Origin of the sequence: Cellulophaga sp. F20128 (genome assembly GCF_023015805.1) — a bacterium.
Classification (GTDB): Bacteria; Bacteroidota; Bacteroidia; order Flavobacteriales; family Flavobacteriaceae; genus Cellulophaga.
Genome location: NZ_JALKBA010000020.1, coordinates 46,956 through 72,476 on the forward strand (window position 1 = coordinate 46,956; position 25,521 = coordinate 72,476).

At 35.1% G+C, this 25,521-nt stretch carries 28 protein-coding genes and 1 tRNA gene; 13 read left to right on the forward strand and 16 right to left on the reverse strand.

Annotated elements, in window-relative coordinates:
* Positions 1-20 precede the first annotated feature (20 nt).
* The gene (locus MWU65_RS15095) at positions 21-467 is read right to left on the reverse strand and encodes a peptidylprolyl isomerase (RefSeq protein WP_247079293.1); all 447 of its coding nucleotides are present in this window, start codon (positions 465-467) and stop codon (positions 21-23) included.
* Positions 468-1,160: 693 nt separating this feature from the next.
* Here MWU65_RS15095 and MWU65_RS15100 point away from each other — a divergent pair.
* The 5 genes from MWU65_RS15100 (at position 1,161) to MWU65_RS15120 (ending at position 6,076) form a co-directional block, all read left to right on the forward strand.
* Positions 1,161-1,796: a class I SAM-dependent methyltransferase gene (locus tag MWU65_RS15100; RefSeq protein ID WP_247079294.1), complete on the forward strand. Its 636-nt coding sequence runs from the start codon at positions 1,161-1,163 to the stop codon at positions 1,794-1,796.
* Between the two features lie 80 nt (positions 1,797-1,876).
* A complete protein-coding gene (locus MWU65_RS15105) occupies positions 1,877-3,325 on the forward strand; it encodes a RimK family protein (protein ID WP_247079295.1) in 1,449 nt (482 codons plus the stop codon).
* 2 nt (positions 3,326-3,327) lie between these two features.
* Positions 3,328-4,554: a glutamate-cysteine ligase family protein gene (locus MWU65_RS15110; RefSeq protein WP_247079296.1), complete on the forward strand. Its 1,227-nt coding sequence runs from the start codon at positions 3,328-3,330 to the stop codon at positions 4,552-4,554.
* Entirely contained in the window at positions 4,551-5,240 is a 690-nt protein-coding gene (locus tag MWU65_RS15115) for an N-formylglutamate amidohydrolase (protein WP_247079297.1), read from the forward strand. Before MWU65_RS15110 ends, MWU65_RS15115 begins: the two co-directional genes overlap by 4 nt.
* A 134-nt stretch (positions 5,241-5,374) precedes the next feature.
* The gene (locus MWU65_RS15120; protein WP_247079298.1) at positions 5,375-6,076 is read left to right on the forward strand and encodes a DUF4197 domain-containing protein; all 702 of its coding nucleotides are present in this window, start codon (positions 5,375-5,377) and stop codon (positions 6,074-6,076) included.
* 203 nt (positions 6,077-6,279) lie between these two features.
* Here the strand turns inward: MWU65_RS15120 and MWU65_RS15125 are convergent, their stop codons facing one another.
* Entirely contained in the window at positions 6,280-7,059 is a 780-nt protein-coding gene (locus MWU65_RS15125) for an alpha/beta hydrolase (protein ID WP_247079300.1), read from the reverse strand.
* A 200-nt stretch (positions 7,060-7,259) separates the two neighbouring features.
* Here MWU65_RS15125 and MWU65_RS15130 point away from each other — a divergent pair, with 200 nt between their 5' ends.
* Positions 7,260-7,454 (forward strand): hypothetical protein, encoded by a 195-nt coding sequence (locus MWU65_RS15130; RefSeq protein WP_247079302.1) that lies wholly within the window; start codon positions 7,260-7,262, stop codon positions 7,452-7,454.
* On the opposite strand, the gene pyrF is transcribed toward MWU65_RS15130, so the two are convergent.
* The 11 genes from pyrF to tgt form a co-directional block, all read right to left on the reverse strand.
* A complete protein-coding gene (gene pyrF / locus MWU65_RS15135) occupies positions 7,446-8,267 on the reverse strand; it encodes an orotidine-5'-phosphate decarboxylase (protein WP_247079304.1) in 822 nt (273 codons plus the stop codon). The two genes, MWU65_RS15130 and pyrF, sit on opposite strands and share 9 nt — an antisense overlap.
* A 123-nt stretch (positions 8,268-8,390) precedes the next feature.
* Complete coding sequence (gene prfA / locus MWU65_RS15140; RefSeq protein WP_247079306.1) at positions 8,391-9,467, reverse strand: peptide chain release factor 1; 1,077 nt, start codon at positions 9,465-9,467, stop codon at positions 8,391-8,393.
* Between the two features lie 92 nt (positions 9,468-9,559).
* Complete coding sequence (locus MWU65_RS15145; RefSeq protein WP_247079308.1) at positions 9,560-10,843, reverse strand: DUF3570 domain-containing protein; 1,284 nt, start codon at positions 10,841-10,843, stop codon at positions 9,560-9,562.
* Between the two features lie 16 nt (positions 10,844-10,859).
* Entirely contained in the window at positions 10,860-11,069 is a 210-nt protein-coding gene (locus MWU65_RS15150) for a DUF4266 domain-containing protein (RefSeq protein ID WP_247079310.1), read from the reverse strand.
* A gap of 12 nt (positions 11,070-11,081) precedes the next feature.
* Positions 11,082-11,978: an FAD:protein FMN transferase gene (locus MWU65_RS15155; RefSeq protein ID WP_247079312.1), complete on the reverse strand. Its 897-nt coding sequence runs from the start codon at positions 11,976-11,978 to the stop codon at positions 11,082-11,084.
* Between the two features lie 89 nt (positions 11,979-12,067).
* On the reverse strand, positions 12,068-12,502 hold the full coding sequence (locus MWU65_RS15160; protein ID WP_247079315.1) for a thioredoxin family protein: 435 nt from the start codon (positions 12,500-12,502) through the stop codon (positions 12,068-12,070).
* A 29-nt stretch (positions 12,503-12,531) separates the two neighbouring features.
* Entirely contained in the window at positions 12,532-12,975 is a 444-nt protein-coding gene (locus MWU65_RS15165; protein WP_247079316.1) for a Rieske 2Fe-2S domain-containing protein, read from the reverse strand.
* Positions 12,976-13,025: 50 nt separating this feature from the next.
* A complete protein-coding gene (locus MWU65_RS15170) occupies positions 13,026-14,204 on the reverse strand; it encodes an AIR synthase related protein (RefSeq protein ID WP_247079318.1) in 1,179 nt (392 codons plus the stop codon).
* Between the two features lie 142 nt (positions 14,205-14,346).
* On the reverse strand, positions 14,347-15,267 hold the full coding sequence (locus MWU65_RS15175) for an EamA family transporter (RefSeq protein ID WP_247079320.1): 921 nt from the start codon (positions 15,265-15,267) through the stop codon (positions 14,347-14,349).
* A complete protein-coding gene (locus MWU65_RS15180) occupies positions 15,254-16,333 on the reverse strand; it encodes an LptF/LptG family permease (protein WP_247079322.1) in 1,080 nt (359 codons plus the stop codon). Before MWU65_RS15180 ends, MWU65_RS15175 begins: the two co-directional genes overlap by 14 nt.
* Positions 16,334-16,336: 3 nt before the next feature.
* Entirely contained in the window at positions 16,337-17,467 is a 1,131-nt protein-coding gene (gene tgt, locus MWU65_RS15185; RefSeq protein WP_247079324.1) for a tRNA guanosine(34) transglycosylase Tgt, read from the reverse strand.
* A gap of 168 nt (positions 17,468-17,635) precedes the next feature.
* Between tgt and MWU65_RS15190 the strand changes: the two genes are divergently transcribed.
* The 3 genes from MWU65_RS15190 (at position 17,636) to MWU65_RS15200 (ending at position 20,160) form a co-directional block, all read left to right on the forward strand.
* A complete protein-coding gene (locus MWU65_RS15190) occupies positions 17,636-18,481 on the forward strand; it encodes a transketolase (RefSeq protein ID WP_247079326.1) in 846 nt (281 codons plus the stop codon).
* Between the two features lie 48 nt (positions 18,482-18,529).
* On the forward strand, positions 18,530-19,483 hold the full coding sequence (locus MWU65_RS15195) for a transketolase family protein (protein WP_247079328.1): 954 nt from the start codon (positions 18,530-18,532) through the stop codon (positions 19,481-19,483).
* A gap of 104 nt (positions 19,484-19,587) precedes the next feature.
* Complete coding sequence (locus MWU65_RS15200) at positions 19,588-20,160, forward strand: outer membrane beta-barrel protein (RefSeq protein WP_247079329.1); 573 nt, start codon at positions 19,588-19,590, stop codon at positions 20,158-20,160.
* A 71-nt stretch (positions 20,161-20,231) separates the two neighbouring features.
* Here MWU65_RS15200 and MWU65_RS15205 read toward each other — a convergent pair whose 3' ends face one another.
* The gene (locus MWU65_RS15205; protein WP_247079330.1) at positions 20,232-21,179 is read right to left on the reverse strand and encodes an FKBP-type peptidyl-prolyl cis-trans isomerase; all 948 of its coding nucleotides are present in this window, start codon (positions 21,177-21,179) and stop codon (positions 20,232-20,234) included.
* 78 nt (positions 21,180-21,257) lie between these two features.
* Between MWU65_RS15205 and MWU65_RS15210 the strand changes: the two genes are divergently transcribed.
* Together MWU65_RS15210 and MWU65_RS15215 are read left to right on the forward strand one after the other, a co-directional pair.
* A complete protein-coding gene (locus MWU65_RS15210; RefSeq protein ID WP_247079331.1) occupies positions 21,258-21,641 on the forward strand; it encodes an RNA-binding S4 domain-containing protein in 384 nt (127 codons plus the stop codon).
* Positions 21,642-21,688: 47 nt separating this feature from the next.
* Complete coding sequence (locus MWU65_RS15215) at positions 21,689-22,186, forward strand: phosphoribosyltransferase family protein (RefSeq protein ID WP_247079332.1); 498 nt, start codon at positions 21,689-21,691, stop codon at positions 22,184-22,186.
* On the opposite strand, the gene MWU65_RS15220 is transcribed toward MWU65_RS15215, so the two are convergent.
* On the reverse strand, positions 22,178-22,693 hold the full coding sequence (locus tag MWU65_RS15220; RefSeq protein ID WP_247079333.1) for a shikimate kinase: 516 nt from the start codon (positions 22,691-22,693) through the stop codon (positions 22,178-22,180). The genes MWU65_RS15215 and MWU65_RS15220 overlap by 9 nt on opposite strands.
* Before the next feature lie 139 nt (positions 22,694-22,832).
* On the opposite strand from MWU65_RS15220, the gene MWU65_RS15225 reads away from it, so the two are divergent.
* Positions 22,833-22,905: transfer RNA gene (locus MWU65_RS15225), tRNA-Lys, on the forward strand.
* A 46-nt stretch (positions 22,906-22,951) separates the two neighbouring features.
* Here MWU65_RS15225 and MWU65_RS15230 read toward each other — a convergent pair.
* Entirely contained in the window at positions 22,952-23,824 is an 873-nt protein-coding gene (locus MWU65_RS15230) for a MerR family transcriptional regulator (RefSeq protein ID WP_247079334.1), read from the reverse strand.
* Positions 23,825-23,964: 140 nt separating this feature from the next.
* Between MWU65_RS15230 and MWU65_RS15235 the strand changes: the two genes are divergently transcribed.
* A partial coding sequence (locus MWU65_RS15235) for a fasciclin domain-containing protein (protein ID WP_247079335.1) occupies positions 23,965-25,521 on the forward strand: 1,557 nt, incomplete at its 3' end.

Consider the following 25,521-nt stretch of genomic DNA (forward strand, 5'->3'; position numbering starts at 1 on the left):
GTAATACTAGGTAATTAATTTTATTTTGTTACCTCGGTATCTTTTATTCCTACCACTTCAAGATCAAAAATAAGTTCTTTTCCCGCTAAAGGATGATTTCCGTCTATCACAATACTTTCTTCCTTTATTTCAATTACACGTAGGTTTATTTCCTGGCCATCTGGAGATTTAGAAACTAGTCCCATTCCAACTTCAGGAGTAATATCACCTGGAAGTTCGGTTTTTTTCACTTCTTGTTTTAAGGCCTCATTAACTTCTCCGTAGGCTTCCTCTTTGGCAATTGTTATGGTCTTTTTTTCATTTAACTTCATATCGATTAACCCTTTTTCAAAGCCAGGTATTATTTGCCCTTGCCCTAAAGTAAATTCTAAGGGGTCTTTTCCTTCAGAACTATCAAAAATCTGTCCGTCCGATAACTTACCTGTGTAATTTACTTTAACAGTGTTATTCTCTTTAACTTGATTCATACTCTAATTTTTAATTTTAAAAAATACTCTTAGCATAATTCTTACGCAGCAAATATTTTAGTTTAGACTTATTTAACCAATAGCCGCCAAAATCACGCCAAAAGAGCAAAAAACCAGAATGAATATATTCAAAGCCAGTAAATTACCCTATCTAAAATATAAAAAAGCGCTGTAGTCCTTAAATAGCAGTAAAGTCTACCCATAGAACCGCATTTAATATAATTTCTTAAAAAAATAAAAAAAATCGGAAATAATGTCAGTTTACACTAAAATTCATAGAATACTAGCCTCAATAGAAAATAATAAATAGCTAGAGGTTAGCGAAAAGGTTGCGAACTTCTCTCTGCCAATTCTATGGAATTGAAATTTTTATTTGATTTGTATTTTTTGGAACAGCAAACTCAACCACTATGTACCGCAAAAAAATTTCAACTATAGGTTAACCCAAAACTTTTTTCTTATAAATTAAGGAGTATTAAGAACACCTCCAACATTACAATAAACAAACCTTATTACAAGTTTCGTTTTTGGATTCTACAACCTTCCCTACAATCGCAAGCCAAAACTGTGTTGCAGTGTATCCTTTTTACGTATCTTACAATTAAACATGTAAAAGAAACTAATAGTGTTGTATTCAATTAACACTACATACTACTAAACCAGAGTTTAAAAGCTATCCGCGATACGTTCTAGATGAATTACTATAAAGAAACATTTGAAACATGGAATAAAATTGCCAAGGTGTACCAAGATAAGTTTATGGACTTAGACTTGTACAATGATACCTATGACCACTTTAGTACGCTTATTGGAAAACCGAACGCTTCGGTCTTAGAAATTGGTTGTGGACCAGGAAACATAACCAAAAAGTTGTTGACCAAAAATCCAAATTTAAAGCTACTGGGTATTGATGTTTCTGAAAATATGATAACGCTTGCGAAACAGAATAATCCAACGGCAGAATTTAGGCAAATGGACTGTAGAGATCTCGGTAATTTACAAAACAAATTTGATGCTATTGTTTGCGGATTTTGCATACCTTATTTATCAGAAACTGACTGCGCAACCTTAATTCAAAACTGCAATAAATTACTTCATAGAGATGGCGTACTCTATTTAAGTTTTGTCGCTGGAAATTATAAGCAATCCGGCTTTATTTCCGGAAGTAGTGGTGATCGAGTCTATTTTTATTATCACCCACTGCAATCTATAGAAAAAGCACTGTCTATCAATTCTTTCACCATAAAAGAAAATAGCACTAAAACCTATCTAAAAAGTGATTCTACAACGGAAACACACACCATTCTACTGTCTAAAAAAAACAACTAACAACGAACAATATCTATGTAAAAGCTATTCAAAAAAAATATAAATTTACTCTAAATTTACATCCTTATAAAGTGTCATAAATGCAAAAATATATTGTTGTCAATCAACCTGAAAAATGGAATTTTTCGATTGAGAATATTACTGTTATTTCTTCTCAAGAATACCTAACAAATCCAAAATTTTCAGTACTTAAAAAAGCTAGGATTTTTAATCTCTGTAAAGATTATTCGTATCAATCTAAAGGTTATTATGTATCACTCTTAGCAGAAGCTAGAGGTCATTTGGCCATTCCCACCGTCACCAACATTGTAGATTTAAAAACTTTAAAAATTGTTCGCATAGTCTCTGATGAGTTTGATGATATTATTCAACAAAGTTTAAAAAATATAAAATCTCAAGAGTTTATATTAAGTATCTATTTTGGTCAAAACGTTGCTCAAAAATACAAAGAACTAAGCGCCTTGTTTTACAGACATTTTCAAATGCCCTTTTTACGGGTGAAATTTAACTTTAACACCAAATGGAACATTCAAAGTATTAAGGCTATTTCTGAAAATGAAATTCCTGATGAACATTTAGAAAGTGTGCATTTATTTGCCAATGAATATTTTTCTAAAAAACGCTATGACACACCAAAGTTAACCACTTCAGATTTTGATTTAGCTATTTTGGTTAACCCTAAAGATCCTGCTCCTCCAAGCAATTCTAAAGCCTTAAAGAAGTTTATAGAAATTGCAGAAAAAATGAATATTTATGCGGAGATAATTGAACCTAAAGATTTATCGCGATTGTCTTCATTTGACGCCCTTTTTATTCGTCAAAGTACAGAAGTGAACAATGAGGCTTATGCCTTTGCTCGTAAAGCACAACAAGAAGGTATTGCCCTTGTAGATTATCCGGACGCTATTTTAAAATGTTGCAACAAAGTTTATATGGCTGAAGCCTTGCAAAATGCCAATATAGAAACACCCAAAACTATTATTGTACATAAAGACAACAGAAATAAAGTCCTAGAGTTTACAGGCCTCCCGTGCGTCTTAAAGGCACCAGATTCTACCTTTTCATTTGGCGTTAAAAAAGCGAAGAACATAGAGGAATTCAATACTTTAGTCAACAACATGTTGAAAGAATCTGATTTAATTATTGCTCAAGAATTTTGTCCTTCAGATTATGATTGGCGCATTGGTATTTTAGATGGCAAACCTTTATTTGCCTGCAAATATTATATGGCAAAAGGGCATTGGCAAATTTACAACTGGAATGCCAAGAAAAAAAACGACCAAGATGGAAATGCCGATTGTTTGCCCATAGAGAAAGTCCCAAAAAAAGTATTGAGTATGGCTATAAAATCTGCCAAAATTATGGGCAAAGGTTTGTATGGGATAGACATAAAAGTGGTAAATAACCAACCCATGGTTATAGAAATTAACGACAACCCCAATATAGATTTTGGTGTTGAGGATTTGTATTATGGCGACCTTATTTACACTGAAATTTTAACGGCACTAAAAACACGATTAGCACAATAATAATGAATAAAAAATATCATTTGTTTGAAGTTTACGGCATAGAATTAGAATACATGCTGATACATACCGATAATTTTAAGGTTGCTCCTATTGTTGATGCGTTATTAACCAAAAAGAATGGTAGCTTAACTGCAGATATAAACAATGGAGAAATTGCTTGGAGCAATGAATTAGTGGCGCATGTGGTTGAATTAAAAACCAATGGGCCTACAAAAAACCTCAATAGATTATCTAAATTATTTCATACTAATATAAAGGAAATAAACGCCCTTTTAAAACCATTAAACACTCAGTTATTGGCTACAGCTGCACATCCATTGATGAACCCTGTTACAGATACGGTGCTATGGAAACATTCTTACAGTGAAGTTTATGAATTATACAATCGTATTTTTAACTGTAAAGGACACGGTTGGAGCAATGTACAAAGCACCCATATCAACTTGCCTTTTTACGATGACGATGAGTTTGAAAAACTACACGCCGCCGTTAGAATTGTATTGCCTTTAATTCCTGGTTTGTGTGCAAGCTCCCCAATTTTGGAAGGAAAAAGCACAGGGTTTAAAGATACACGTTTAGAATATTACAAGACCAACCAAAAGGAAATTCCAGAAATGACAGGTTTGGTAATACCCGAACGCGTTTTTTCGAAGTTAGAATATTACTCTATCATTTTTGAACCCATTAACAAAGCTATAAAACCAAGGGATACTCACAATATTTTAGACCATCATTTTCTAAATTCCCGAGGTGCCATTGCTCGTTTTGACAGAAATGCCATTGAAATTCGCTTGGTAGATATTCAAGAATGTCCCAAGGCTGATATTGCCATTTGTGTATTATTGATTGAAACTTTAAAGCTTTTCGTACATAAAAAATTAGCTACGCTAGAGGTTCAAAAATCATGGGTGAAGGAAGATTTATTTCAAATTTTAAATCCGATTATCAAGGATGCTGAAATGCATACGGTGACCAATGTGGCTTACCTTGAACTATTTCAATTAAACACTCCTACAACGGTCCAAAATATTTGGAAACACCTATATCAACTCGTAAAACCAAACATCCATAAATCACATCACAGCGCCATTGAAACCATTTTAAATGAAGGCACTTTAGCAACGAGACTTTTAAGAGCTATAGCGGACGACTTTTCAGAAAAAAACATAAAGGCAGTATATTCTAAAATAGCCAAATGCTTACAAGAAAACAAACTTTTTAAACCATGACACTCCTACTCACTTGTGAACACGGAGGCAATCATATCCCAAATAATTACCGCTCTTATTTTAAAAATAAGGATGCCGTATTAAATTCACATCGTGGTTATGATCTTGGTGCTTTACATCTTTTTAGTGTGCTAAAGGAAATTGCATCCTATTCAAAATACAGTACAACAAGCCGATTGGTGATTGAATTGAATCGTTCTCTACACCATAAACATTTATTTTCTGCATATACGAAGTCATTATCTAATACAGCAAAAGAACAATTAATAAAGGAGTACTATACCAGGTATCGGGAAGAGGTAACAGCCGAAATAAAAAAAAGAATCACAGCCCAGGAATTTGTACTTCACATCGCCGTTCATTCCTTTACTCCTATCTTAAATGGTACGGAAAGAAATTGTGATATTGGATTATTATTTGATTCGACCAAACCCAACGAAAAGGACTTTTGCCGTCACTTTAAACAAGAAATTAAAAAATTAGACGCCACCATTAATGTACGCTACAATTACCCATATCTAGGTAAGTCAGACGGGTTCCCTACTTTTTTAAGAAAATTATTTCCAAAAAACTATATCGGTATTGAACTAGAAGTAAATCAGAAATTTTCTAATCAAAACAAATTTCCAAACCACTTGAATGAAACACTTTTAAACGCCTTAAAAGAAGTGTTATTCCTTAAGTAAGGAACAATATGCAGAGCATCCGCCAATCGTTACAATACAAGTGTTCCTTTATATTTTAAAAATAACAGTAACTTTACCCCGGCATATATCAATATGCTATGGAAACAAAAACACTATAACTATAATTTAATTCTATGAAAAAAGTATTTTTAATTCTTGTAATATTTCAGTGTATTGGTTGCGCAGAATTACAACAAGTTGTAAATCAATTACCACAAGGGGGCGTTTTAAGCAATGAGCAAATAGCGAATGGACTCACAGAAGCACTAAACCAAGGCATTCAAAAACAAGTGAGCAAACTGACTCTTGAAGATGGTTATTATAAAAATGAACTGGTTAAAATTTTATTGCCTACTGAACTACAAAAAATTGACAAAACATTGCGTGATATAGGTTTGGGGAATTTAGCTGATCAAGGTCTTAAAGCAATTAACAGGGCGGCCGAAGATGCCGTTGGCGAAGCCACACCCATATTTATAGCTGCGGTGAAAAACATTTCTTTTACAGACGCAAAAACGATTTTGACGGGTGCTGATGATGCAGCTACGACTTACCTTACAACCTCCACAGAAACCGAATTATACAATAAATTTAATCCGGTCATTAAAAACTCATTTACAAAGGTAGGCGCAGATAAAATCTGGGAAGATCTAATCACGAGATACAACAACATTCCTTTTACCAAAGATGTAAATCCAGACTTAACAGATTATGTAACCAACGAAGCTTTAAAAGGGGTTTATACGATGATTGCTGTTGAAGAAAAAGAAATTAGAACTAAGGTTTCTTCTCGAACTTCAGCCATCCTAAAGCAGGTTTTTGCCTTACAAGATTAATTTGAAGGTATTTTCTTCACAATTGCACAATAATTCAAAATAACTTACGTTAATCAAATAAGTGTGTTAACAAACTTACCTATAAGTTAAGTTAACCATATCGATTAAAAATTTCTATAGTTTTATAGAAAAATGAGTTCGTAATTTTTTGAGTTAGTTAGTTTTAAAAACCGGTGGGAGCATCGGTTTTTTTATGTATAAAACTAAAAGGAAGCGATATAACGAATTACCTTTTGGTTAAAAACATCTGGCTGTTCTACATTTACCACATGCCCGCAATCCTTGACAACAATTAGCTCTGAAGAAGCCTGCTGTTGAACCACTTTTCTAATGGAAGGCAAAAACATATAATCCTCTTCGCCCATAATGTACAAGACTGGAATTTTTATATCCTTTGTTCTAAAAAAGCGTAATAAAGGGTTAATATCTGCGGTTAGCTTAAACCAGCGTATAAATTCTTTTTGATATAATTTCTTTGCTTCCCTAACAAACAGCAAGCGAGATTCCTTGTGGTTTTTGTTAGGCATAATAACAAAGGCAAAAAATTTATACAACCATAAATAGGGTACAATAGACTTAAAGACAACCCCCAAACGCATTAACAGTTGAGACCTGAAGTTTAGTTTTAGAATTGCCCCACCCAACACCATGCTCTCCACTTTCTCCGGATAATTTTCTGCTAAGTTTCTAATTAAAATAGTGCCTAGCGATATCCCAATAAAATGAGATTTTATAACCTTTTCATGTTCTAAAACCTGTACAATGTCTTCCGTTAAAAAATTAAAGGTATATTTTTCATCATATACATCTTTAAAACTATGTTTAGAACCTCCGTGACCTCTAAGGTCTACAAGCAATATATTAAACTGCCCTTTAAATGCTCGTAATTGTTTAAACCAAATGGAAGAACTACCTCCTGCCCCATGAATAAATGTGACCCATTTTTCTGAAGTATCATGCCGATAAGTAGTGTAGTTTAACAATTTATAGATCTAGTATATTGATTGCGCATAAAGGGTGTAAAAATAGGAATTATTCATCTTGTAATCGTATAAATGTTAATAATATGCATGGCTAAAGTTAAATAAAAGGTAAATAACCAATTTATTAGTCAAACGCCACATTGGTGGTAGGCCAAAACCCATTTTTGAAACGTATCTTTGTATATAACAAAACATTAGGCATGAAAAATCAATATTGCAGAGTAGGAACCACGACACCATTAACGAATGAAGAAGGGATGATTTCTCTTCTTGAGCGTCGGTATAATTCTTTTTTAGAAATGGCATCTCAAATTGGAAACACCAATACCAAATTGGCTGAATTTTTTCAGTACAAAGCCGTAAAAATTAGAAGGACTTTAGAAAAGTTAGTTTAGTTTTTCTAGTTCTTTTTCCATTTGCTGTTGCAATTCTTTTGCTTTGCTAGCTGCTGCTTGGGCAAAATCTAACTGGGCTCCTGCGTAAATTATTCCACGAGAAGAATTTATAAGCAAGCCAACGTTTTTGTTCATTCCATATTTACATACTTCAGACAAGCTTCCCCCTTGAGCTCCTACCCCAGGAACCAATAAAAAACTATCAGGTATAATTTGTCGTATTTCTACCAAATATTCTGCTTTAGTTGCACCAACAACATACATTAGATTTTCTGATCCTTTATACCCAATTGAAGTTTCTAAGACGTGTTTGTACACTTCTTTATTTTCTATTTTCTTGGTTTGATAATCAAATGCTCCCGCATTAGAGGTTAATGCTAAAAGAATGGTATGCTTCTCCTTAAATGCCAAGAAAGGTTCCACAGAATCCTTGCCCATATATGGCGCCACTGTTACAGAATCAAAACCTAAGTCATCAAAGAACGCTTTTGCATACATTGTAGAGGTATTGCCAATATCTCCACGCTTGGCATCTGCTATTGTAAAAATTTCTGGATAATTTGTATTAAGGTAGTTTATGGTCTTTTCTAAGGCCATCCAACCTTTTATCCCATAAGCCTCATAAAATGCAGTATTGGGCTTGTATGCCACACACAAATGATGAGTTGCGTCTATTATTTCTTTATTAAAAGCAAAAATAGGATCTTCTTCCTTTAATAAATGGTTCGGAATCTTGGTTATATCTACATCTAATCCAATACATAAAAAAGATTTCTTCTTATGAATTTGTGCTACTAACTGTGCTGTTGTCATTTTTTAATTGGATTCTGGGTTTTTGGCTATGGGTTTTAGGTTCTAGGTCTTGGGTATTTAAAATATAACCTGGAATTCAGATGAGCACATCAATTTTAGACGTTAGACCTTGGACTTTAGACTTTAGAAAATCTCCGAAGCTTCTTTTAATTTCTCGGTATTGTCTACAAACATTAACTCATCTATAATTTTCTGAATATCCCCATTAATGATATTTTGCAAGTCGTATAGGGTTAATCCAATTCTATGGTCGGTTACCCTTCCTTGCGAATAGTTATAGGTCCTAATTTTGGCAGAACGGTCACCACTACTCACTTGCGAATTTCGCTTGGCCGCATCTTCTTCTTGTTTTTTTGCCAATTCCATGTCGTACAACCTAGAACGCAATACTTTAAAAGCCTTGTCCTTGTTTTTATGTTGTGACTTTTGATCTTGACATTGTGCCACCAATCCGGTAGGAAGGTGTGTTAAACGCACCGCAGAATAGGTTGTGTTCACCGATTGTCCACCAGGTCCTGAAGAACAGAAAAAATCGACACGAACATCTTTTGGATCTATTTGCACATCAAAATCTTCTGCTTCTGGCAATACCATTACCGTAGCTGCACTTGTATGTACTCTACCCTGTGTTTCTGTTTGCGGCACTCGTTGTACACGGTGCACGCCAGCTTCAAACTTTAGCGTACCATATACGTCTTCCCCTGAAACTTCAAATTGAATTTCTTTATAACCCCCGCTGGTACCTTCACTTAAATCGATCACATTGGTTTTCCAACCTCTAGATTCACAATACTTGGTATACATCCGGTGTAGATCGCCAGCAAAAATACTAGCCTCGTCTCCTCCGGTTCCTGCTCTAATTTCCAAAACAACATTTTTAGAATCTTCCGGATCCTTAGGGATTAACAATAGTTTTATTTCTTCTTCTAATTTAGGTATCCCCACCTTAGCCTCTTCCATCTGCATTTTAGCCATTTCTACCATTTCTGCATCACTACCGTCAGAAATAATTGCATTGGCCTCCTCTAGATTGTTTGTAAACTCTATATACAAATCCCGTTTTTCACATAAAAGTTTCAGGTCTTTGTACTCTTTATTTAATTCTATATAACGCTTTTGATCTGTGATAATATCTGGTTGGATAATTAAATCCGACACCTCATCAAATCGTTGTTTTACTATGTTTAATTTATCAATCATAATCCGTGCTTCGCTTGGACTGCGAATTTACGATAAATTTTGAAGATTTTTTAAACATCTAAATGGAACTGAAGAAAAAAAGCAGAATTACACTATTTCGTATAGACAAAGGTTGTACCCAAACTAACAATAAAAGAATCTAAACCTGTACTACGGTTGTATATGATCCCTTTTACATCTAAGGTTTTTAATCCAAAACCTAAAACAGAAAGCTTGGCAAAAATGTCTTTATACCGCAAACCTGCCCCGTATTGATGCGCATTAAAGTTGCTTAAATCATAGTCTGAGGTATAATATGCTAAACTAGAAACCGCGCTTTCTTTTTTGTAAAAATAATCTGCTTTGGTCTGGTTGTAAAACCTATAACTTGGATACACGGTAAAGACATCATTTAATTTAATTGGAATCTCTACACTTGCGGTATGGGAAGTTACTCCCCAATTGTCAGTATAAAAACGATAGTAGCTACGCAGTACAAAAACTTCATTTACATAATAATTTAACCGACCACCAACAGGAAATTTAAATCTACTATCTGGCAAACGCTCTACTGCATCAGCCAATTGAAAATCATCGATAAAAAAATTGTCTCGATCACCAAAATACATCCGTTGAAAAGGGGTACTCAACAAACCGTTTTGCTGGATTACATCTACAAATAACGACCCTTGCACTTTAGATCCTAATATCTGAGAAACACTTAGTGAAAGCGAATAAGAATTGCGATTAAGGTTAGAGAATTCATTAAATAAGGGAGAATACGTTCCACTACCCGTTACCCTATTATCAAAAAAACCATCTCTTAATTCAATTGGATATTCGGCTTTCCATGTATCTAAAAAGACTTGCCCGGAGACTGATACTTCGGTGTTTTTCTCATTAAATAAATAAGCGTAATTAGCACCAAAGCCAAGTGAAAAATAATCGAACTCACGGGCAGCGTATATATTGGCTCCAATTCTGGAGTTTCTGTCTTTAGAACTGTGTTCGTAAGAACCTTTAAAATGAATGAGCTCATCACTCTGTGATGCTCCTGAAGATGCGTTAAAAGGACTTACCTCCTTATTTGCGTTACCATCCAAAGGATTTACATTGCTAGAAGAAGCAGATGAGTATGCAGAAATACCGGTATCTATTGTGATAATATCGTCATTATTTAGCGGCAATCTCACAACAATACTTGAAGCAGCATCTGTCAATTTTTCTGTCCCTTCCCCTCCTGTTACCGCCGCATTGTTGCCGTCTTGATCATAATAACTAAACAAGATATCAATTTCTGTATTTTCCAAAACACGTTGTGTATATGCCGTATTTTCTTGTGCATTCACCACAAATGAAAACAACAATAGCATTCCAAAAATTATGCTTTTTAGCATCTAAATATATCTTCTATTAATTACATCCACACCCACCACCAGTTTTTCCTCCATTCGCTCCAGAAGCAGCCTCTCTATACACTTGAAAATTAGTTTCATAGCGTTCCATACCCTTGGCTGACAGTTTCATTTCTTCATCATTCAGGTATATTTTATCATACCCTTTCACCGTGACACAAGAGGTACCCATTAGCAGTAAACAAAAAATAACAATACTGTTTTTCATACCTTAAATTTACTAATAATTCTGCAACACTATACCAGCACTTTTATGAATTTTATTACTTTCATCAACAATAATTACTTCTACGCCAGCCAATTGATTAATTACAGACAAGCCAGTTTCTACCCCCATAACAAAAACGGATGTTGCCAAGGCATCACACATTTCCGCTTTTTTAGCAAAAACGGAAACACTTTTTACTCCTTTAGAGGGCCAACCGGTCCTAGGGTCTATGATGTGTGAGTATTTATCGCCCTTAAATAGTATGTACTTTTCGTAATTCCCAGAAGTGGCTACGGAGGATTCTACAATGGGAAGCCAAGAAAATATTTTTTCCTTATCGAGGGGATTTGTAATTCCCACCATCCATTTTTTTCCACTTACTTGTGTCCCCCATGTAGTTAAATCTCCTGCGGCATTAATAATACCTCCAACAACACCTTTTTCTTGCAACAAGGCTTTCACTTTATCTGCGGCATAACCCTTTCCAATGCCCCCAAAGGCTATTTTCATTCCCTTTTGGGGTAAAAAAACGGTTTGTGCTTCTTTATTTAGAACGATGTTCTTATACCCAACATTTTCAACTGAGCGCAAAATGGCTTCGTCTGTAGGCACATAATCCATTGCTATATTAAATTTCCAAATAACATCCATTGCGGCATAGCTAATATCAAAAGCACCATCTGTGACTTTAGACAACTGTATTGATCGTTCTATAAGACCATAAAGTTCTTTGCTAATGGGAACAGCTTGTATTCCAGCATTGTTGTTTACTTGTGACGTTTCAGAAGAACTGTCCCATGAAGATATAAGTTTTTCTATTCTTTGAACCTCCGCAATGGCTAAGTCTATATAAAGATTTGCTGTAGCTTCTTGTTGTGCTACTATGGTAAAATCGAATCGATTTCCCATTAACTTTACAGTTCTATGAGCGGTAATATATTTTTCTTGTGCAACAGACAGTAGAAAAAAAAGACAAAAAGCGGGGGATAACAATTTTCTCACTTCACAAATTTAGTCAAATGCCGAATATATTCAGAAGGGGAAACATTTTTATATCCTGTTTTTCCCAATATTTCTTCCTCTTTATTCAACAGTAAAACAAAAGGAAAATAGCCATTTGGATTAAATTTATCAGCTATTTCTGCATTGGAATTGGCTACTTTTTCAGGAAGTTTATTTTTCTTCTTTCTAGGAAAATCTGCTCTATACAAGACTAATTCCTGTTGTGCATACTTTATAAATTCTTTGGATTGCCAGATTTGGGTATCCAATTTAATACAGGTTCCACACCAATCTGATCCAGAAAAAACAATTAAAAGGGGCTTGTTTTCATCAGCTGCTTTTTCTAGTGCCTGGGTATAATTTTCACTCCATTCTTGAGCAGAAACTACCACAGAACACAAGATAGCTATTACGATTAAAAAGTGCTTCATACGCAATAAGGAATCAAAATTTATACCACTTATTCATAAACACGAAGCATGGTACCAGTAAGTGTGGTATTGTACACCTTTAGGGGTTTTGCAGCTTTACTATCTACTTTGTTTAAGGGAGTCCCAGTTTGACTAAAACGAGATCCGTGAACATCACAATAAAAAATACCACCATCTACGTTTACAAAACGTACCTGGTCATAACTCTCATGACTGCAAATTTGACTTGCTGCTACAAATTCGCCTTCTAAGTTCTTAGCGACTACAACTAAATTTTTTAATACAAAACCACCATTGTTTGCTAATTTAGAACCTTCAGCCGAATCTAAATCTATGGTAAAATCAACATTTGTAGGCTCTTCCTTTATCTCTCCTTCTACGTCATCACTTTTAGAACAACCTCCCAAACAAGGAAAAGTTAGGGCAAATGCTGCACCCACGCCTATACTTTTTAAAAACTGCTTCCTTTCCATACTTTGCTTCTTTACAAATACAACGTTTAAAAAGTAGAATTTCTTACTTTTTAATACACAAAAGTTCCATATTCACTAGAAATGGTTAGTTTTTTGGTAGCACTAGCTTCAACGCGACCCACTATTTTTGCCGCAACACCAAAACTTTCAGCGATAGCAATAATATCTTCTGCCACTGTTGGGTTTACGTAAACTTCCATTCGGTGACCGCAATTAAAAACTTGGTACATCTCTTTCCAATCTGTTTTAGATTGTTCTTGAATTAATTTAAACAAGGGTGGTACTGGAAAAAGATTGTCTTTTACAATGTGTAAATTATCAATAAAATGAAGTATTTTAGTTTGTGCTCCACCGCTGCAATGCACCATACCATGGATATCATCAGCCTTGTATTTTTCTAATATTTTCTTAACAATTGGCGCATAGGTACGCGTGGGTGACAATACCAATTTTCCTGCATCTAAGGGAGAATCTGCCACGGCATCTGTTAATTTTACAGTTCCAGAATACACCAAAGCCTCAGGAACGGCTGCATCAAAACTTTCAGGGTATTTTGTGGCTAAATACTTAGAGAACACATCATGTCTCGCAGATGTAAGTCCGTTACTCCCCATACCACCATTGTATTCCTTTTCATAACTAGCCTGACCAAAAGATTCTAAGCCAACAATGACATCACCCTCGGTAATATTAGCATTATCAATCACATCTTTTTTATGGATTCTTGCGGTAACGGTAGAATCTACAATTATAGTACGTACCAAATCACCTACATCTGCAGTTTCACCACCGGTAGAATGTATTACAATTCCATGCCCTTTTAGGTCTTTAATCAGTTCTTCCGTACCGTTTATAATAGCAGATAAAACTTCGCCAGGAATTAAATTTTTATTTCTTCCAATAGTTGAAGACAACATAATATTATCCGTAGCTCCAACACAAATTAGATCATCAATATTCATGATTAAGGCATCTTGTGCTATGCCTTTCCAAACGGAAATATCTCCAGTTTCTTTCCAATACATATATGCTAAAGACGACTTTGTACCAGCCCCATCAGCATGCATTACCAAACAATAATCATCATCATTGGTTAAGTAATCTGGAACTATTTTACAGAATGCCTTAGGAAATAGACCTTTATCAATATTTTTAATGGCATTGTGCACATCTTCCTTGGATGCAGAAACCCCTCTTTGATTATATCTTTCGCTATTGGATGAACTCATACTTATTAGTTTGCCACAAAAATAATGTAATCCGTAAAAATAGCAGCATTAAACTGAGGTAGATATTAACAAACTAATACAAAGTAGCTCTGGGATAATTAAAATCTAGAAATAAAGCAAACAAATCATGGCTAGTTGATGGTTATAGGTGCTTGGTTTTCTGTTTTAGATTGTGGATTTTCGGCTTCTTCCTTGTCCTACTTTTGAGAATGCCGTTTACAATTACTGTTGCTATTATGAGTAGGGCGCCCAAATAGAACATAGGATCCATTTTTTCGCTCTCCCCAAAAATAATAAACGCCAATAAAATACCATAAACCGGCTCCAAATTATTGGTAAGCACAACGGTATACGGACTGAGGTAGCGCATTAATTTAACCGATGCAATAAAAGCATAGGCGGTACAAAACGAAGCCAAAATAAATAGATACACCCAATCTGATGTTGAAAGCTGAAAGTTTATCTGGGAAAAACTTCCTTGAATAAACATATAGATGGTCAAGAAAATTACCCCGGCTCCCAACTCGTAAAAGGAGATCACTGAAGGCTTGTGGTTCTGAATTAATTTGCCATTCATCAGTGAAAAAACAGCAGCCAAAAAAGCAGAGCATAAGGCCAAAAGAATACCTTCCTTATAACTTGCATCTATATTAAAAATTAAAGTCAAACCCCCAATTACTACCAGTCCAAAAATTATTTCGTACCAAATTACTTTGCGCTTGTACCAAATAGGCTCTAGAATGGCGGCAAAAAAGGCGCCGGTAGACATTGTGGCCAAGGCTATCGAAACATTAGACACTTTAATTGCTTCAAAAAAAGTGAGCCAATGCAATGCAATAACACATCCTGTTAACAACATCAGCAACAAACTTTTGCGATTTACTTTTAAACTATTTTTACGAATAAAAATAAACACCAATACTAAAGCAGCAGCCATCAACATCCGATACCAAACCAATGGCATAGCATCAATACTAATTAGCTTCCCTAAGATGGCCGAAAAGCCCCAAATAAAAACTATAAAATGTAAATGAAGGTAATTTTTAAACTTATCGTTTAGCATTGCGCAAGAGATAAAGGCCTATGACCGTAAAAATTGCGTTGGGAATTAGGATTGCCATAATCGGTGAAAATCCGGCCTGTTCTGCCAGGATACTAAATACCCGATCAAAAAATATATACACAAAGGCGATAACAATTCCAAAGGCTAAATTGATCCCCATACCCCCTCTGCGCTTTATGGAAGAAACAGATACTGCAATCAAAGTCAGTATAAAGGCAGTAATTGGTAAGGCCCAACGTTTGTATTTCACCATAACATAGGTGTTAATATTTGAAGCGCCTTTTTTCCGTTGTGTCTCTATAAACTTATCCAACTCGAAAAGGTTTTTAGTTTCAGCAACATAACTTACCGGTGTTAAATCGTCAATTTTAAAATCGAAAATAGTGTCTAACCTGGTTCTAGTTTCCACAATTTCCGTACTGTCTTTCAAGCTTCTGGAAACATATCCTGTTAACCGATACAGCGTATCTTTAGGTACCCATCTTATGTTAGAAGCCGTTAATTTATATTCCAATTGATCATCCTCGTTAAAATGTTCAAAGGAAAAGTTATAGCCAATTTGCCTGGCTGGATCAAAGCTACTGACATATATAAAATCGTTTTCATTGAGCTGATTGTAAATATTGCTGGTAACCCTATCCCTTTTCCCTTTTTTAACGTATTCAAAAATAAATTCGTTGTAATCTAAACTTGCCTTGGGCACAATAAACATAGCCATTACAAACATGAGAACCGCAATAATAGATGCTCCAATAAAATAAGGTCTTAGAAACCTACTAAAAGATACCCCTGAACTTAGAATGGCTACTATTTCTGTATTACTGGCTAATTTTGATGTAAAAAAGATAATGGAAAGAAATAAAAATATAGGAAACAACATACTTCCTATATAGATAGTGAAATTTAAATAATAGTTTAAAATTGCTGCCGTAGGAGCTTCATTCGCCACCATTTTTGCTATCTTTTCAGATAAATCTAACATAATTCCAATAGGAACAAACAGCAAAAGCATCACCAAAAAGGTAATTAAATAACGTTTTAATATGTATTTATCTAAAATACTCAATTCTTATAATCTTTTATCCATTTGTTTGACCATCTTATTCTTCCAATCATAAAAATCTCCTGCGATAATATGTTTTCTAGCTTCGCGAGTTAACCAAAGGTAAAACCCTAAATTATGAATTGTGGCAATTTGTTTCCCTAAATATTCATTGGCAGCAAACAAATGTCGAAGATAAGCCTTTGAATATTCGGTATCTACAAAGGTAATTCCCATTTCATCCACGGGAGAAAAGTCGTTCTCCCATTTTTTATTTTTAATATTGATAGTACCATGTGCTGTAAATAACATTCCATTTCTAGCATTACGGGTTGGCATTACACAATCAAACATATCCACACCCAAAGCAATATTTTCTAAAATATTTATTGGGGTACCTACACCCATTAAATATCGAGGCTTATCTTCTGGCAAAATATTACAGACTACTTCGGTCATTGCATACATCTCATCTGCCGGTTCCCCAACAGACAAACCACCTATAGCATTTCCTTCTGCTCCTGCATTGGCAATATACTCGGCCGACTGAGCCCTTAAGTCCTTATAGGTTGAACCTTGAACAATTGGAAAAAAAGTTTGCTCAAAGCCATATTTGAAGGGAAGTTTTTCCAAATGATTCATGCAACGATCTAGCCATCGATGCGTCATATGCATGGACCTTTTTGCGTAATTATAATCGCAAGGATAGGGGGTACATTCATCAAAAGCCATGATTATATCTGCGCCAATGGTACGCTGTGTTTCCATAACGTTTTCTGGTGTAAACGTATGGAATGAACCATCTATATGCGATTTAAACTTTACGCCTTCTTCCTTAATTTTTCTATTTGCTGATAGGGAATATACTTGGTATCCCCCACTATCCGTTAAAATATTCCGGTCCCACCCCATAAATTTGTGCAGGCCTCCAGCGGCTTCCAAAATGTCTAATTTTGGTCTCAAATACAAATGGTAGGTGTTCCCAAGAATAATATCAGGGTTAATATCTTCTTTTAATTCTCGTTGATGCACTCCTTTTACAGAGGCCACAGTACCCACTGGCATAAAAATTGGAGTTTCTATAGCCCCATGGTCTGTCACCATTGTTGCCGCACGTGCTTTGCTATTTGGGTCTGTTTGTTCTAAAGTAAATTTCAAAAAAATGGTATTTATATCCGCAAATATAATCAACTCATCCACATTAAATCCTTAACAAAAAAATAAAGTTTCGTATTAAATACGAAGTAGTTAATAAATTATGACAACTCATCTTGTACACACAAAAGATAGACCTTACTTTTACGAACGAATTAACAATTGATAAAAATGCCAAGACTGGAAGAATTACAAGATTTGACCACGCAAGTGAGAAGGGATATTTTAAGAATGGTGCACAAAGTTAACTCTGGTCACCCCGGTGGCTCGTTAGGCTGCGCAGAATTTTTTGTTGCCCTGTACAACGAAATAATGGAATTAAACGAAGGATTTGATATGGATGGTAAAGGTGAAGACCTTTTCTTTTTATCCAACGGTCATATTTCTCCTGTTTTTTATAGTGTGTTAGCACGAAGCGGCTATTTTTCGGTAGACGAGCTGAATACATTTAGACTAATTAATTCTAGATTACAAGGGCACCCAACAACACATGAAGGTCTCCCTGGAATACGTATAGCATCTGGATCTTTGGGCCAAGGATTGTCTGTAGCCATTGGTGCGGCAACAGCTAAAAAGCTAAATAAAGACAGTAACCTGGTGTACAGTTTACACGGAGATGGAGAATTACAAGAAGGTCAAAATTGGGAAGCCATTATGTATGCTTCGGCCAAAAAAGTTGACAACATCATTGCAACCATAGACTTAAATGGGCAACAAATTGACGGCGCTACGGATACCGTTTTACCTATGGGCAGCATAAGAGCTAAGTTTGAAGCTTTTGGCTGGGAGGTTTTAGATATTGAGGAAGGAAACAATCTAGAAGCTATTATAGCTGGTCTTAAAAAAGCCAAAACTATGACTGGTAATGGAAAACCCGTTTGTGTATTATTACATACGGTAATGGGTAACGGTGTTGATTTTATGATGCACACCCACGCTTGGCACGGTAAAGCACCTAATGACGAACAGTTAGAAAAAGCGTTGGCTCAAAACCCAGAGACTTTAGGAGATTACTAAACAAATTAAATCTACTTTCTTTTACAAAAGAGAAAAATCATAAAGGATATGAAAAAATACATAGATCAAGGAAAAAACGATACTAGAAGTGGTTTTGGTGCAGGTTTAACAGAATTAGGGAGAACAAATCCTAATGTTGTTGCATTATGTGCAGATTTAATTGGCTCTCTTAAAATGGATCAATTTATTAAAGAAAATCCAGAGCGATTCTTTCAGATAGGGATTGCAGAAGCAAACATGATGGGCATTGCGGCAGGTTTAACTATTGGCGGTAAAATTCCATTTACAGGTACTTTCGCTAACTTTTCTACAGGAAGAGTTTATGATCAAATACGTCAATCTATTGCCTATTCTAATAAAAATGTAAAAATTTGCGCTTCTCATGCAGGGGTTACTTTGGGTGAAGATGGTGCTACACATCAAATACTAGAAGATTTAGGGTTAATGAAAATGCTACCCGGAATGGTTGTTATTAATCCGTGTGATTACAACCAAACAAAGGCCGCTACAATTGCCATCGCAGACTATGAAGGGCCTGTATATTTACGTTTTGGAAGACCAAAAGTTGCCAACTTTACGGCAGTAGATCAAAAATTTGAAATTGGCAAAGCCTTGCATTTAACAGAAGGTACAGATGTTACTATTGTAGCTACTGGTCATTTAGTTTGGGAAGCTTTAATCGCTGCTGAAACTTTAGAAAGCCAAGGTATTTCTGCAGAGGTTATTAACATACACACTATAAAACCGCTAGATGCCAATGCAATTATTAATTCTGTTAAAAAAACAGGTTGTATCGTAACTGCAGAAGAGCATAATATATTAGGAGGATTAGGAGAAAGTGTTGCCCGTGTTTTAGCAACAAACCACCCAACTCCACAAGAATTTGTAGGGACAAATGACACCTTTGGTGAAAGTGGAACTCCAGAAGAATTGATGGATAAATATGGTTTAAACAATAAAGCAATAGTAAATGCCGTTGTAAAAGTGATCAAGAGAAAGTAAGAACTTGGTATCGTTTTTGATACCTTACTTACATATTAATTAAATTACATATTGAGAATGGTTGTACCTACAGTCATTCTCAAATTGTTTAAAACACTTTTAAAATGAAAAAAACACTTTTAGTAATTACTTTAGTTCTTGTTAGTATGACAACTTTTGCCCAAGCCGATGCTGGTTTTGGTATAAAAGGAGGTTTAAATTACGGCGGTAACGGCAATTATTTTGACTCTACAAAAGATGCCTATGAAAATCCAGACAAAAACATTGGATACCACATTGGTATTTTTGCAAAGACGGCAGGCCCTATTTACATTAGACCAGAGCTAATGTACACAGCGATCAAATCTGGCTATGACGAAGACTTTAAAATGAATAAGATAGATTTACCAATATTGGTAGGTGCTAAAATTTTAGGTCCTTTAAACGTTTTTGCCGGTCCTGCTTTTCAATACATAGTAGATACCGAGTATGAAGGCGTTACCATTGGTGATGTTGAAAATGATTTTACCGTAGGTATCAATATTGGTGCCGGACTAAGCCTTGGCAACCTAGGAGTAGATCTTAGATACGAAAGAGGTTTTAGTGAAAATGAAGTGGATGTAATTTCTGTTGGCGGTAGCGACAGAATAGACACTAGACCAGATCAACTAATCTTAAGTCTTTCTTTAAAACTATAATTTATAGTTTTTCAACAAACAAAAAAGCCTAGCATAAATGCTAGGCTTTTTTTATGCGCTAAATTTTTCGTCTAATAATTAGGATCCAAATAATCTGGAGTACCATCATTATTACTATCAGGATAAGGGAATACAATATTTCCGTCCGCATCACTTATTTCATCTCTAGTTAACCTACCATCATTGTCATCATCATTATCTAAAAAGTTAGGTACAAGTGTTGTCTGTATTTTTTCTTCAGATTTTAAATCTGTATTATCATCAGCCAAATAACCATTTCCATTTAGATCCTCTCTGTATGAAGGCACACCATCATTATCATGATCAGCCTCATCTACTGTCATTAAATCTATTTTAAAGATTAAAGGACTATAGGAAGGTATGGATCCCGCTGTTCCACTATAATAGCCTAAAGCAGATGGGAAAATTATTAAGCCCACCCCATAATTTTCTATTTCATAGGTACCATCATTATTTACTATGATATTATCTCCTGCCTTAAAATGCTGTGTCCCTACCGAAAAACCTCTAATTCTATTGGTGTATTCTAACCAAATAGGATTAACGGTAGAAGCGTCAAATATTGTCCCATTTAACAAGAGTCCTTCATATCTAATATAGGTTGCATCTGCAACCGTAGGAGACTCCCCAGCCCCTTCTCTAGCTACTAAATAATAATACGTATGCTCAACTTCTTTATCATTATCTAAACCAATTTCTCTAGATCTTACGGTTACCGTCTCAGATTGCATCATTTCACTCAAAGGAGTTTTATCCGCATTATCTCCTTCTATTTTACCCAGTACAATTCTGTAATCAAAACCTGCTGGAGGGTTCGCAAACTCTTCGTAATTGTAAAAATGGGTTTCCATATACTTCACGATAGAATCATTATCCAGATTCACTATCTCACTCAAAGCTTTAGGCGGTTCATAAACAATACCGTCATCATCTTTCTTACAAGACCATACCATTACAATAAACACTATTGCCAAGAAAAATACTTTATTAAATTTCATCTATTTTTATTTATGTGGCGCAAGATACAATTTTCCACTATTTTTGTGGAAGTAGTTAACAAAGATTTTGGATAGTTTATGCGGATTGATAAATACTTATGGTGTGTTCGTTATTATAAAACACGAAATATAGCCACCGAAGCTTGTAAAAAGGGTCATATAAAAGTGAATTCTGTAGTTTGTAAACCCTCTAGGGTTGTTTTCCCTACGGATAAAATTGAAATTCGAAAAAATCAGATTAACTATCAACTTTCCATTTTAGATATTCCTCCCAACAGGGTGGGCGCAAAGCTCGCCGACCTATATAGGAAAGACACCACTCCTGCGGAAGCCTTTGAAAATTCAGAACTTTTAAAATTTGCCAAAGATTATTACAGAAAAAAAGGTACTGGCAGACCTACGAAAAAAGATCGTAGAGAAATTGACGACTACACGGCAACGAATTCTACAGAAGAAGAATAACACTTAAAAAGTGTTTAGTATCTTTGATTTTATAAAATACAAAGCAGATGCAGAACAAAATATTATCGCATGCCCAAATTCAACATAAAGTAAAACGAATTGCGTATCAAATTTACGAAGCTAATGTTGAAGAAAAAGAGATCATCATAGCTGGTATTGAGGGTGGTGGTTTAAAATTTGCAAAAAAAATAAGTAAAATTTTAGAAGAAATAACAGAGGCCACAATTACCTTATGTACGGTGTCTATGGACAAAAAGAACCCTTTACATAGCGGAGTTACAACTTCTATTCCCCAAGAAGCGTACAGCAACAAATCAGTAGTTCTTATCGATGATGTTTTAAATTCCGGATCTACGTTAATCTACGGTGTACATCATTTTTTAAAAGTTCCTTTGCGTCAATTAAAAACAGCAGTACTTGTTAATAGAAACCATAAAAAATTTCCAGTAAAAGCAGATTACAAAGGCATTTCTTTATCTACTTCCCTGCAAGAACATATAGAGGTAGATTTTAAACCCAACAATGATGTGGTTTACCTAAACTAGCTTCGCAACCACCTCTTTAACAATTTCCATAGCTCCTTTCTGCTGTACTTTTATGGTATGTTGTGCTTTGGTATAAAAAAAACTTCTTTCAAACAAATGCTTCCCAATAAATTCTGGCAAGTCGCCATCTGGAATTTTTGCAATTAAGGGTCGGTGTTCTTTTTCCTTTTGGAGTCTGCTTACTAATTCTGGTATGGATACATTCAAATAAAAAACGTTGGGTGAATTCTGAAGCATCACCTCCATATTTTCTCCGTAACAAGGAGTTCCTCCTCCTGTGGAGAGGATAATATTGTCATTTAACTCAAAAACCTCCTTCAAACATTCTGTTTCAGATTTTCTAAAAAAAATCTCTCCTTTGGTTGAAAATATCTCCGAAATTGGCATCTCATATTTTTCTTCAATATAATTATCCAAATCCAAGAAATTGATTTTCAAACGCTTGGAAAGCTCTTTACCCACGGTAGATTTTCCACTACCCATATAACCAACCAATACAATTTGCATCTATTTTTTTTGTACAAAGATGCTCTATTTTTATCCCAAATAAAAAAAAAGGAAAAAAAATAAAAAAGTCCTTGTGAAATTAAATAAAGGTCATATATTTGCACCCGCTAACAGCAATGCGCTGAAGCAATGGAATAATGACCTGGTAGCTCAGTTGGTAGAGCATCTCCCTTTTAAGGAGAGGGTCCTGGGTTCGAGCCCCAGCCCGGTCACAAAAAATCCGAAAACATTATGTTTTCGGATTTTTTAATTTTACATCTATTTGTACTCCTCTAACGCTGCTACCAAGGCTTTGGGATTCGACAAATATACAGTTCTATCCTCAAAATACTTTTCCTCTAAATTTACAGGATTACCTGCCACAAGTAACTTTGATGAGGTTTGCTCTAGAATTTTAGCGATTTCTCCTTTAACCTTATGCGGTATGGTAGTCACAAACATCGTAAGTAATAGATCTGGATGTACTATTTCATGAACCGCTGCTATATCCTGTATAGGAACATTCTGGCCAAGATAATAGATATTCCAACCATATTCCTTGGCCACAAATTGCGCTAGTAACAACCCTATCTCATGATGCTCATCTTCTGGCAAAAACATCATCATTTTTGGCGCATCATCAGCGGGCAAGGGCAAGGCATTAATACCTGCAATTACCTTTTGTCTTATTAAATTAGAAATAAAATGCTCTTGTGCCGGCATCACCTTGTCTATCCCCCACAAAATACCAATCTGATTTAAAAAGGGATACACCAACTCCGTAACTGCATGCAATAAACCTTTATTTAAAATATGGGCATCAAGTATTTTAACAAACTCCCGTTCATTCATCTCCAACAGACCTAACATTAGCGCAGTACGCTCATCGCCTTCTACAGGTTTTAACAATACTTCTGAAACAGCCGTATGAATTTCATCTGTTGACATCTTATCTATCTTAGATATTTTAAATCCATTGCGCTGTAAAATACTTACATTAAGTAATTTTCTCAACAACTCATCCGTGTAAAATCTAATATTTGTTTCTGTACGCTCTGGCTGGATAAAACTGTACCTACTCTCCCACTTTCGCAATGTGTGTGCGTTAATTCCGGTAAGTGAAGCCACTTGCGACATTGAATAACTGCCCATTTCTTATGAATTTATAAAAACAAAAATAGGCTAAAAAGAAGCTTAAATTCAATTTTGTCTAATTTATTTTAAAATATATTAGACATTTTAAAATAATTTCATATATTTGTCTAACTTTTAACACCTTAAACTTAGACGTTATGAAAACTAAAATTTATTTATCGACATTGATTTTGTTCGTATTTGCATTTATTTCTTGCGATGAGGATGATTCTATAACACCAGAACAAGTGCAACTAAACATTGTAGAAACAGCTTCTAGCACAGATATGCTTAGCTCTTTAGTGGCGGCACTTTCTAAATCTGACGAGAGTACTAACTCTGATTTAATCACTGCCTTAAGTGGCACAGGACCTTTTACAGTTTTTGCTCCATCAAACACTGCTTTTAACTCACTCTTAAACAGCTTGGACAACTATTCTTCTCTTAGTGATTTTAATACCGAAGAAGATAAAGCTATACTAGCTACCATATTAAAATACCACGTTGTTGCAGGCGCGAACCTAACTTCTGGAGACCTGACCAACAATTTAGAACTTACTACGCTATTAGGAGAAAAATTTACAGTTAAAACTAATAATGGTGTGGTTTTAGATGATGCTAGTGAAATAGATGCAAGCATAATAGATCGAGACATAAAAGCATCAAATGGCATTGTACATATTATAGATAAAGTATTATTACCTCAGGATATCGTTGATGCAATTAATGGGACTTTGGTAGATGTTGTCGTAAGAAATGAATCCCTCACCCTACTAGAAGCGGCGGTTATTAAAGCTGGACTAGTAGATACATTAAACGCTGATGGTCCTTTTACTGTTTTTGCCCCAACAGATGATGCCTTTGTTGCCCTTCTAAATGAACTGGGCGACAACTACAATTCTCTTGATGATTTTAATACTGAAGCAGAAATTAGTCTTCTTAAAGATATTTTATTGTATCATGTGATTGCAGGATCTATTGTATCCTCTTCAGATTTAGCTCCTGGAATGGTTTCAACTGCCTTAGCAGACAACGCTATAGAAATAGTTAGTGCTGATAATACTTTTACAATAGGAGATGCCTCTATGGTAAATGCAAACATTGAATTAGTTAATATTATGGCTTCTAATGGCATAGCCCATGTAATTGACAAGGTTTTATTGCCACAAGCTGCTATAGATTTCATCAAGTCCTTACAACCTAATATTGTAGAACTTGCAATTGCTACCAATGATTTATCGCTACTAGTTGACGCCCTACAACAAGCTGATGCTGGCCTGGTGGAATTACTTGGAACCGATGGACCATTTACGGTTTTTGCTCCAACTAATGCTGCCTTTGCAAGCTTGTTAGACATTCTAGGAGATGATTATATGAGTCTTGCAGATTTTGACACGGATGAAGAAAAAGAGATGCTTGCTACAATTTTAAAATACCACGTTGTTGTTGGTACTGCTGCCTATTCTTCTGATTTATCGAACGAACAAATGATCACTACAGCCCAAGGCGAAGATGTAACTGTTAACTTAAATGGAGGTGTTTTTATACAAGATGCAACCGATTCAGATGCTGCAGTTACAGCAGCAGATATCGCCGCTAAAAATGGTGTGGTACATATTATAGATAAAGTATTATTACCACAAATCATTGTTGATGCTTTACAACCTAATATTGTAGAACTTGCAATTGCTACCGATGATTTATCGCTACTAGTT

Excerpts from the sequence above, each read along its gene's own strand:
- MWU65_RS15095 (WP_247079293.1), bottom strand. The coding sequence starts at position 467 with ATGAATCAAGTTAAAGAGAATAACACTGTTAAAGTAAATTACACAGGT.
- MWU65_RS15100 (WP_247079294.1), top strand. The coding sequence starts at position 1,161 with ATGAATTACTATAAAGAAACATTTGAAACATGGAATAAAATTGCCAAG.
- MWU65_RS15105 (WP_247079295.1), top strand. The coding sequence starts at position 1,877 with ATGCAAAAATATATTGTTGTCAATCAACCTGAAAAATGGAATTTTTCG.
- MWU65_RS15110 (WP_247079296.1), top strand. The coding sequence starts at position 3,328 with ATGAATAAAAAATATCATTTGTTTGAAGTTTACGGCATAGAATTAGAA.
- MWU65_RS15115 (WP_247079297.1), top strand. The coding sequence starts at position 4,551 with ATGACACTCCTACTCACTTGTGAACACGGAGGCAATCATATCCCAAAT.
- MWU65_RS15120 (WP_247079298.1), top strand. The coding sequence starts at position 5,375 with ATGAAAAAAGTATTTTTAATTCTTGTAATATTTCAGTGTATTGGTTGC.
- MWU65_RS15130 (WP_247079302.1), top strand. The coding sequence starts at position 7,260 with ATGAAAAATCAATATTGCAGAGTAGGAACCACGACACCATTAACGAAT.
- pyrF (WP_247079304.1), bottom strand. The coding sequence starts at position 8,267 with ATGACAACAGCACAGTTAGTAGCACAAATTCATAAGAAGAAATCTTTT.
- prfA (WP_247079306.1), bottom strand. The coding sequence starts at position 9,467 with ATGATTGATAAATTAAACATAGTAAAACAACGATTTGATGAGGTGTCG.
- MWU65_RS15145 (WP_247079308.1), bottom strand. The coding sequence starts at position 10,843 with ATGCTAAAAAGCATAATTTTTGGAATGCTATTGTTGTTTTCATTTGTG.
- MWU65_RS15150 (WP_247079310.1), bottom strand. The coding sequence starts at position 11,069 with ATGAAAAACAGTATTGTTATTTTTTGTTTACTGCTAATGGGTACCTCT.
- MWU65_RS15155 (WP_247079312.1), bottom strand. The coding sequence starts at position 11,978 with ATGGGAAATCGATTCGATTTTACCATAGTAGCACAACAAGAAGCTACA.
- MWU65_RS15160 (WP_247079315.1), bottom strand. The coding sequence starts at position 12,502 with ATGAAGCACTTTTTAATCGTAATAGCTATCTTGTGTTCTGTGGTAGTT.
- MWU65_RS15165 (WP_247079316.1), bottom strand. The coding sequence starts at position 12,975 with ATGGAAAGGAAGCAGTTTTTAAAAAGTATAGGCGTGGGTGCAGCATTT.
- MWU65_RS15170 (WP_247079318.1), bottom strand. The coding sequence starts at position 14,204 with ATGAGTTCATCCAATAGCGAAAGATATAATCAAAGAGGGGTTTCTGCA.
- MWU65_RS15175 (WP_247079320.1), bottom strand. The coding sequence starts at position 15,267 with ATGCTAAACGATAAGTTTAAAAATTACCTTCATTTACATTTTATAGTT.
- MWU65_RS15190 (WP_247079326.1), top strand. The coding sequence starts at position 17,636 with ATGCCAAGACTGGAAGAATTACAAGATTTGACCACGCAAGTGAGAAGG.
- MWU65_RS15195 (WP_247079328.1), top strand. The coding sequence starts at position 18,530 with ATGAAAAAATACATAGATCAAGGAAAAAACGATACTAGAAGTGGTTTT.
- MWU65_RS15200 (WP_247079329.1), top strand. The coding sequence starts at position 19,588 with ATGAAAAAAACACTTTTAGTAATTACTTTAGTTCTTGTTAGTATGACA.
- MWU65_RS15205 (WP_247079330.1), bottom strand. The coding sequence starts at position 21,179 with ATGAAATTTAATAAAGTATTTTTCTTGGCAATAGTGTTTATTGTAATG.
- MWU65_RS15210 (WP_247079331.1), top strand. The coding sequence starts at position 21,258 with ATGCGGATTGATAAATACTTATGGTGTGTTCGTTATTATAAAACACGA.
- MWU65_RS15215 (WP_247079332.1), top strand. The coding sequence starts at position 21,689 with ATGCAGAACAAAATATTATCGCATGCCCAAATTCAACATAAAGTAAAA.
- MWU65_RS15220 (WP_247079333.1), bottom strand. The coding sequence starts at position 22,693 with ATGCAAATTGTATTGGTTGGTTATATGGGTAGTGGAAAATCTACCGTG.
- MWU65_RS15230 (WP_247079334.1), bottom strand. The coding sequence starts at position 23,824 with ATGGGCAGTTATTCAATGTCGCAAGTGGCTTCACTTACCGGAATTAAC.